The following is a 7584-nucleotide window of genomic DNA, read 5'->3' as shown; positions in this document are numbered from 1 at the left end:
ATAGATCCGCCGCGCCAGATCATGGCGGCCTTCCCCGAGATTGGCCTGGACCTTGCCTTCTCGGCGATACGGCTCGTCGTCGGCCAGGCGCAGGATGTGCAAGGTCTTGAAGATCCGCCCGTAGTGCGCGATGGCCTGCCCCAACGGGGTGGGGTTCCCATCACGGGAAATCATGCGCGTGACGTCGTGTGCGGAGACCTCGCACGCATGGATCGACACCGCGACCCGGCACATGTCCTTCCAGTGGGCGCAGATCTTCTCGGTATCGATGCGCCCCCTCGCGGCCTGGTCGAGGGCTGCCAGGCGATTCCGTCGCGCAAAGGCCTCGCCCACGCTGACGACTCCGGAATTCATCTTCGGCAGCACGCTGGATTGACAGCCAACCGATTGGAGTGACTTTTCACGAATCTGTCCCTCGACCCCGGCACGCCGGAGTTCGGGATGCGGGGAAGGTACCGCCTGGGCGGTTTGGTCAGCGTCGGTAATCCCCTGTGCTACAGAATATTTCGCGCCGGATTGCCCACTGACGAAGTGGGGTCATGCGACCATGGACAACGGTGGCCGATGATGGTCCACCATTATCCGCAGCCCCTGCCGGGCGATGAGATGAGGCCTGGCGCCGGTGATGAGCGCTCTCGGTCAATGGTGTCCGCGAAGGGGTTTCGGGCGCGGCGAGCAAGGAGAACTGACATGGCGCTGCCGACATCCGGAGAAATCGGTCCCGTTGTCGCATGGATGGGAGCACACCAGGGGCACACCGTTGATAGCTCCCACAGCTATGCCACGGCCCAGTGCGACGACTCGAAAACCCTCTTCGTGAGTGGCCACCTGTACCAGACCAACCTCCCCAACCAGCAGTTTCACGTCTATTTCAAGCTGGATGGGAACGCACCGGTCTCGACGCCGAGCACCTTCACGACCGGCGGGGACGGGACGGGGGACTTCGCCTTCTCCGTCGAGGGAATGGCATCGGGCACCCACGCGGTCGCCGTCGAAATCAACCATGTGACAGACAATTTGACCTACTACATGGACGCCAGCACCGCCAGCGGCGGCAAGGGCATTCCCTTCACCTGCCCCTAGCCCGGAGATTTCATCGGGCTGGTGAAGCGGGTGCGTGCTGAGGATGGCGAAAGGTTCTCTGAGCGGCCATAATTCGGATTGCTGAAGTCTGAATTACCAGTTCGCGAGGAGCACCTTTCCCCAGCACCACACGCCGACGTGCGCCGAAAAGTATGACTCGCAGCGGTAGATTGCGGCGTTGTCGCACCCTCAGGTGGCGCCGACAAGGCTGATGTGGTGTGCGGCTTGAAGATTTCTGCGAGGCACTCACACCGAGTACCGTGATCACCGAACCCGCCCCATCCCCCTTCGGGGCGGGCTCCCACATCTGCTGCGGTCATGGACCCGCCCGGCCTCCGAGGGATCGACCGGGCGAGGCCAGCTGGTCACCGAAGCAGGGAGGCGACCGCAGACCATCGTAGGTATCTCCACCTCGACCAGGACTGCCACCACGCCGATTTACCCGGACCTCCCTGTTCGGAAAACGATGGTGGCCGAACGCGAATCCTCCGTCGACGGGCCGGATGTTCTCGCAGGACAGGGTGTTCGGCAACCTGTTCGTTTGAGGTATGGCCGACCTCCGACGAGAAGGCGGGCGCGCGAGGGTATTCACCGGCGGGCGACCTCGGAGTCCAGCGCCCAGGCGACCGCCTCGGCGACGGCGTCGGCCCGCACGACCGTCAACACAAAGAATCAATTTGAAGTAACCGCGCAGGTTTTCTGCCTTCGGTGGGGATTTGGTCATCAGCTCGAAAAGCGGTCCCGGCAACCCACGTTGCCGGGACCGCTTTCACCTGCCACTTGACAGAACATGCCGACATATCAAGCGTTGGCGTCACCCGCCGGCTGGGAGACTTGCTGTGACCTCGGTTCCAGTGACGGTGTCACTTCCCTTCACGTCAACGTGCGTCAGGTTGCTGTCGCTCACTGGAATCCTGTCGATGAACGACCGGTCTCCCGCCACGGTGACGTCGTCCTCACTTATTGTGTGCGTTGTTGGCCCTCCGTCGGAGAACTCCAGGTCGTAGTTGATGCGAGCGGTGCTACCGGAGGTGAACTCAGCGCCACTAACCTCAACGAACTGTCCCTCTCCCTCGATCGAGACCGTTTGCAGCGAGAGCGATGGCCACTGCAAGAACTCCGGTAAGTGCGGAAGAACGAAGTTGTCCCCGAACATCTGATGACCGCCACCGGCCGGGCACAGACCTTTGTTCCCGCCCTGATCGCCGTTGTAGAACATTACGAAGCAGTTCTGACAGAACCGCCACTCCTGCTGCGTGCCAGGTCCTTCCGGCACGTCGTGCGAAAGAACGAAGTTGAACCCGAACATCTGATGACCGCCACCGGCCGGGCACAGACCTTTGTTCCCGCCCTGATCGCCGTTGTAGAACATTACGAAGCAGTTCTGACAGAACCGCCACTCCTGCTGCGTGCCAGGTCCTTCCGGCACGTCGTGCGAAAGAACGAAGTTGAACCCGAACGCCTGATGACCGCCACCGGCCGGGCACAAACCCCGGTGCGCTTGCTGGTCACCAAAGTAGAACATCCCGAAACACTTCCCACAGAAGTGCCATTGATCCTGATCCGCCATCGCAACCTCCACTTTCATGGACCGTACGGACAGTTCGGACTGATTCTTCCCGCAGACAGCGAACACGAGTACGGCACCATTTACACCCGACGGAGGGACACGACAGTCGCCCGTGTCGCGGTTCCGGACGATGGCGGAGGGTTTCCCTCCCACCCGGGGTGCCGGCACTCTGGACCAATCGTCTCATCATTGGGCCGCGCTGGGGCCAATCCCATGGAAAGGCGCTTTTACCTGCGGCCATTCTTCGAGTTCTTTCGTCACAAATCGATACGGCCCCCAGTGAGCCGGGCCTGCGCTTCGGAGACCTCGGCCGCAGCCATCTCGGCGGCGGCCATCTCGACCGGCGTAGGTGCCCGCGGTCGGCGCGATGTGCCGCGCCCCAATCGGCCATCACCAGGTTGTCGAACTCGTCGGAAAGCATGCTGTCGGGCTCCGGTCGACTGCGGTCCGCGACCGACTGGTGTCTCCGAATCCGGCGGAGTCGATCGCGCGGCCGACGCCGGCACCTTCGGGGCGTCTCAGCCTTGCTCGCGGCACCAGGGCAGCCACTTCGCGACCGCGGCGCGGCGCGCGTTCCAGGTGTTGACCGCCGCTTGGCCCCAGAGGGATTCGAGAGCCGTGCCGATCTCGTCGTCGGAGACCGAGTCCAGGGCCCGGCTGGGGTCGGGCAGTCCGTCCGGATCGCGGCCGTCGAGCTGGTCGACAGTCTTGACGACCGCGATGCCGTAGGCGCGACGGGTGTTGCCGGGCCCGATGGTGTCCAGGAACGCCTCGGCGGATCCGCGAAGGGTGCGGGGCGCGTCGGTGTGGATCCGGGTCACGGTCGCCGCCATAAGCCCACCTCCTGGATTGCCCCGGATACCCGGCCGCGCACCCCGAACACGAAAACCCTGCTCTACCAGCCCACTACGCCATATCCGCCCGAAATTCGGCCGATACTACGGTGACCCCCAGTCGGTTGGCGACTACGCGCAGGGTGGCGCAGGCGGATCGATGGCGCCTGATCGCGATTCAGTGCGGTACTTTGGCGGCCACAGCGTCAGCGACTTGGTTACCACGGTTGGTGGTGGTGTCATATGCGCAGGAGTTGACGTCGATTACGACATTGGACGCGGATCTTAGTGCGCGCTGGCAGGTCCAACCGCCAGTGTTCCTTTCGGTTAGTCGCATGGCGATTGCTGGTGGGGCGCCTTCGACCGGACCGGAATCCCATCCCTCCTGCTTCCCGTTGGACCCGGTGTAGGTGAGGGTTTTGTTCGCGCAGGACTGCCATTGCTGGCTTTGAGCCTGCACGAACGACGCTGCCTGAGCTGCCGTAGAAAAGTTGAAGACTGCTTGCTGTACGTTATGTCTGGATTCAGCTATATGCGTGGCGTCTGCAAGTGTTTCGCTCGTGACAACCAGGTATCCGGTGCCTTCGATGGTGCTGGCTGGTTCGTACGCTCCGAGGCAGGCCGGTGGAGCGATGGGTACTTCACCAGCGGCGTTGTGGTTGAGCGGAACGGTCACTTGCAGGTCGGTAGCGCCGAGCACGGTGGACGCCTCGGCGGGTGTGAGTAGCAGTGAATCCAGCTGGCTCGCTGCCACCGTCGGTGCCGCTGCCGGCGGCTTTGAACAGCCGGTTGCAGTCAAAGTGCATACGCCGGTGATGGCGACTGCTCCGGCAAGCCGGACGCATCGTCGTGACCTGAGACTCCTGAGCCTGCCATGAAGTGCAGGTTTCCCGATATGCATGACGTGAACCACCGTTCGATTCGTTCTGGGCGCTGAAACCGTCGAGCGTGCAGCTGTGACTCGCAGCGTTAGATGGCGGCGTTTTCGCACTGTCAGGTGGCGCCGATGAGGGGGCGCGGGGCCGTCCGAGCGACGCCGCGTCAGTCACCGGCTACCACTGCGCGGCGCCTGCTTGCTCGACCGGAAGTCCGCCAACTCGAATGAGAAGGTGTGGATGATGACGGCAAGGCTGCAAGTGGCGAACTGCAGGTCATGCATGCCTTTACATCTGCTCACATGAGAACCTACAAGTGCCAGCAGTGTGCCTTGAGGTGCGGTCGCCTTCTTGTCTTCCGGGACCGTCTCGCTGGGGGTCGTGAATCCACCATCCAGGTCCCAAACCTTGCCGTACAAGGTCGGAATGAGTTCCGTCCTCGAGGCGCTGGCGGGCCTCCGGGTCAGACGCTACCCGGCCGACGCGGCTTACTTTCTGTGTAAATTTCCAAAGAAGGCGGTGTCTGGGTCAGAAGTACACGCGCCGATGCCGCTCATCGGCGCGCCCCGGACCTGCGACGACGAGCGTCGACACCATCTGGTCGAACTTGGCGCGCACGGTCACCGCTTCGTCCGCGGCCACGGCCACCTCGGCTTTGCATTTACCCCTTTTGACGGGCAATGTCTTCGGCCGGAAATACGTCTCGATCATGTGCTGGCCCGGCGCGATCTCGACCTGTGTCGGTCCGTGCCAATCGCATTGGTGCTCGACGCCGTCGACCGCACAGCACGGGACGCCGAGCTTCTCCCGACCCTTTATCCCCGCCTTCATCCCTGCCGTCCTGTACGCGGGGTTTTCGAAAGTGATGTTCAGCGTTGATGTCATCACCTCATTGTTCAACAAACGCGGGCAGTGCGACAGCGCTAACTAAACCGGCACCGTGGCCAGTAGGCCAGGACCGGCCAGCATCCCGAAACTCGCACGAGATGAGCGCAGACAACTCGCAGCAGACCCGCATTTGGCCGTGCTCAGAGCGACGCTCACCCGAAGTCCCATATATGCGCGACGAGTGGAGGCGATGAGGCCGCGGGTCGACCGCCGCAGCTGGTGCTCGAGGTGATGTTGTAACAACTGGGGCTCGCGATCCCCCTCAGTCGCGCGGCATCTGTCACACTGGCTGGTAACCCGCAAGTAACCCTGCTCCATCTCCATGGAGGCCACGAATGAGGTTGCTACAGGTCAGACATGAAGGCCCGCTTTCAGAGTTCGTACCGCTGAACTGCTGGCGGTTCCTGCTTCTGGTGGTGACTTTGGCTGGGGGGACCGGACTTGTAATGCCTATTTTGGCCAGGGTTTCTCTGTCGGCTGCAATGGCGGTTTTCTTGTCCGGCGGTGCAATTGTGTGGCCGTTGTTGCTGCATCGGTCGCTCTCGCCTGGGGCCAGTATTCTGCGACCTGTGTGGTCGGGGCTGAGGGGAAGGCTGCCTGGTGGATCGGGTCGTCCTGCGCCCCGGTGAGGTGTTTGCCGGGTACACCGTCGAAATGGTTCTCGGGGTTGGCGGTATGGGTACCGTGTACCGGGCCCGTGACCCCGAGCTGCCGCGTAGTGTCGCGTTGAAGTTGTTGCATCGGGATCTGACCGGCGACGAGTACGTGCGCTCGCATTTCGAATTGGAGGCTGCGCACGCTGCCCGGCTGGAGCATCCGAACATTGTGCCGGTACACCGGCGTGGCCGGGTTGGTGACCAGTTGTGGATCTCGATGCAATTCATCGACACCACCGACGCTGCCGCTGCGGTCGCCAAGGGTCCGCTCGACCCGGCGCGAGCGGTGCACATCATCGGCGAAACCGCGAAGGCACTGGATTACGCGCACTCGCTCGGGGTGCTGCACCGCGACGTGAAACCGGCCAACATCCTGCTCGAACACCCGCGGCCCGGTCGGCCGGGCCGGGTGCTGCTGGCCGATTTCGGCATCGCCAAAGCGCTCGCCGATACCGCGCACATGACCCAGACCGGGACGGGCGCGCTGAGCCTGCAGTACGCCTCACCCGAACAGTTCGACGCGCAGATCGAGCTGGATGACCGTACCGACGTGTATTCGTTGGGCTGTACCCTGTTCCAACTGCTCACCGGTCGGCTGCCGTACCCGGGTACCACGCTCGCGCACCTGTATGCCGGGCACGTGATGGCGCCCATCCCGAAACCCTGCACCGTGCGCCCCGACCTCCCCGCCGGTTTCGATGCGGTGATCGAGCGGGCCCTGGCCAAGAACCGCGACCACCGGTACCGCAGCTGCGGGGACCTCGCCGCAGCCGCCCTGCACGCGGTCAGCGCCCCGGACCGCCCGATTCCGGCGGAAACCGTGATCAATCCCGCCGTCCGCGAGCCGAAGCCAGCCCCCGGTCCCGCCGCGGAAAACACAGCAATCGACACACCGTCACCGACCGACTCCGACGCCGCGGACACAACGACCCATGATGCCGCCCACACCGCAGGACAGGGCATCGGGACCTCTCCGAGTGCGGACCAGCGTGTGCCGCGTCCACCGTCGATCCCGCTACTTTCGCGTCCACCGAGCAGCACCGATGCAACCGAACTCGGAAACCCGCCCGCCGAATCGCTACCGGATGAGCCACCGGCGGTCGCGCCGTCGAGGGAACCGATCGCGTCGACGGACGCGGAGACGTCGGCCGAACCGGCGCCGACCATGATCAACCCGAACGCGGTGCATAGAACCGGCACCAGCGATCACACCCACGGCGCTACAGCAGCCGAGCCGCGAGCCGGTGACCTCGCCGATCAGGAAACCATCCGCGTCCACCGCGCCACCGGCAGCCGAGCGAAACGTCGGTGGTGGGTCCTGGTCGCTGCCGTCACAGCTGTCGCCGCCCTGATCGGCATCGCATCCTGGAAGCTGGTGGGGACCGACCACACCGGAAAACCGAACGCCACCACCACCTACGCCGTCACCGCCACCATCCCCGTCGGCAAGGGCCCGGTTGGGGTGGCGGTGGACCCCGCCGGCCACTCCGCCTACGTCACCGACAACGGCGCCAATTCGGTGTCGGTGATCGACACCATTACTCGTACTGTCACCGCCACCATCCCCGTCGGCAACAACCCGATTGGGGTGGCGGTGGACCCCGCCGGCCACTCCGCCTACGTCACCGACAACGGCGCCAATTCGGTGTCGGTGATCGACACCATTACTCGTACTGTCA

The 7584-nt window shown here is 63.8% G+C and carries 7 protein-coding genes; 2 read left to right on the top strand and 5 right to left on the bottom strand.

From position 1 onward, the window contains the following. Nucleotides 1-366, bottom strand: a 366-nt coding sequence (locus ACIRRA_RS44420; RefSeq protein WP_402781669.1) for a Tn3 family transposase, incomplete at its 3' end; no start/stop codon positions are given. Between the two features lie 324 nt (nt 367-690). On the opposite strand from ACIRRA_RS44420, the gene ACIRRA_RS44415 reads away from it, so the two are divergent. Continuing rightward, nucleotides 691-1083, top strand: coding sequence for a hypothetical protein (locus tag ACIRRA_RS44415; RefSeq protein WP_402781666.1), 393 nt, complete (start codon nt 691-693; stop codon nt 1081-1083). 814 nt (nt 1084-1897) lie between these two features. Here the strand turns inward: ACIRRA_RS44415 and ACIRRA_RS44410 are convergent. From ACIRRA_RS44410 to ACIRRA_RS44395, 4 genes are all read right to left on the bottom strand, one after another. Next, nucleotides 1898-2665 carry a hypothetical protein gene (locus ACIRRA_RS44410; protein WP_402781663.1) on the bottom strand — a complete coding sequence of 256 codons (768 nt, stop codon included), beginning with the start codon at nt 2663-2665 and terminating at the stop codon, nt 1898-1900. 506 nt (nt 2666-3171) lie between these two features. Then, nucleotides 3172-3486, bottom strand: coding sequence for a hypothetical protein (locus tag ACIRRA_RS44405; RefSeq protein WP_402781660.1), 315 nt, complete (start codon nt 3484-3486; stop codon nt 3172-3174). Nucleotides 3487-3664: 178 nt separating this feature from the next. Then, the gene (locus ACIRRA_RS44400; RefSeq protein ID WP_402781657.1) at nt 3665-4285 is read right to left on the bottom strand and encodes a sensor domain-containing protein; all 621 of its coding nucleotides are present in this window, start codon (nt 4283-4285) and stop codon (nt 3665-3667) included. A 604-nt stretch (nt 4286-4889) separates the two neighbouring features. After that, on the bottom strand, nt 4890-5246 hold the full coding sequence (locus tag ACIRRA_RS44395) for a hypothetical protein (RefSeq protein ID WP_402781654.1): 357 nt from the start codon (nt 5244-5246) through the stop codon (nt 4890-4892). 603 nt (nt 5247-5849) lie between these two features. Between ACIRRA_RS44395 and ACIRRA_RS44390 the strand changes: the two genes are divergently transcribed. Beyond that, nucleotides 5850-7584: protein kinase (locus ACIRRA_RS44390; protein ID WP_402781651.1), on the top strand; the 1735-nt coding region annotated here is incomplete at its 3' end.

Origin of the sequence: Nocardia sp. NPDC101769 (assembly GCF_044766925.1) — a bacterium.
In the GTDB taxonomy this organism is placed as follows: domain Bacteria; phylum Actinomycetota; class Actinomycetes; order Mycobacteriales; family Mycobacteriaceae; genus Nocardia.
This window is presented reverse-complemented; position numbering and strand designations above follow the sequence as displayed.

What these genes read in the sequence shown, in the direction of transcription:
- ACIRRA_RS44415 (WP_402781666.1), top strand. Translation starts at nt 691, where the DNA reads ATGGCGCTGCCGACATCCGGAGAAATCGGTCCCGTTGTCGCATGGATG.
- ACIRRA_RS44405 (WP_402781660.1), bottom strand. Translation starts at nt 3,486, where the DNA reads ATGGCGGCGACCGTGACCCGGATCCACACCGACGCGCCCCGCACCCTT.
- ACIRRA_RS44395 (WP_402781654.1), bottom strand. Translation starts at nt 5,246, where the DNA reads ATGACATCAACGCTGAACATCACTTTCGAAAACCCCGCGTACAGGACG.